The following is a 624-nucleotide window of genomic DNA, read 5'->3' on the forward strand; positions in this document are numbered from 1 at the left end:
GTGATCAGCGCCGTGTCCCCGGCGGGCAGCGGCACCGTGCAGGTGAACGTGACGACCGGAAGCGGGACGAGCAACGGCCTGCCCTACACGTACGTGGCCCAGCCGGCGCCGTCGTTGGTTTCGCTCACCCCCAACCAGGGTTCCGCCGGCGGCGGCACGACGGTCACGATCAGCGGCGGCGCCTTCACGGGTGCGACGGCCGTGAAGTTCGGCACCGCGAACGCGGCTTCGTACTCCGTCCTGTCGGACACGGTGATCAGCGCCGTGTCCCCGGCGGGCAGCGGCACCGTGCAGGTGAACGTGACGACCGGAAGCGGGACGAGCAACGGCCTGCCCTACACGTACGTGGCGGTACCGACGCTGACGTCGGTGACGCCGGGCCAGGGCCCGTCGGCGGGCGGTACCACCGTCACCCTCGCGGGCGCCAACCTGGGTGGTGCGACATCGGTGAAGTTCGGTGCCACGGCGGCCACGTCGTTCACCGTGGTGTCCGCCTCCCAGATCACCGCCACCGCGCCGCCCGGCGGGGCCGGCCCCGTTCTCGTCACGGTCACCACGCCGGGCGGGACGAGCAACGGTCTGGCGTACTTCTACCTGAGCGCGCCGGTCCTGACGTCGCTCAGC

At 72.0% G+C, this 624-nt stretch carries 1 protein-coding gene; it reads left to right on the top strand.

All coding sequences use genetic code 11. The annotated features are described in order from the left end of the window. Positions 1 to 48 precede the first annotated feature (48 nt). Positions 49 to 624 (top strand): IPT/TIG domain-containing protein (locus tag ACZ5WK_RS15925; RefSeq protein WP_465547970.1); only part of this gene is annotated, 576 nt, incomplete at its 3' end.

The sequence above is a fragment of the Kitasatospora sp. NPDC032757 genome (assembly GCF_055579305.1).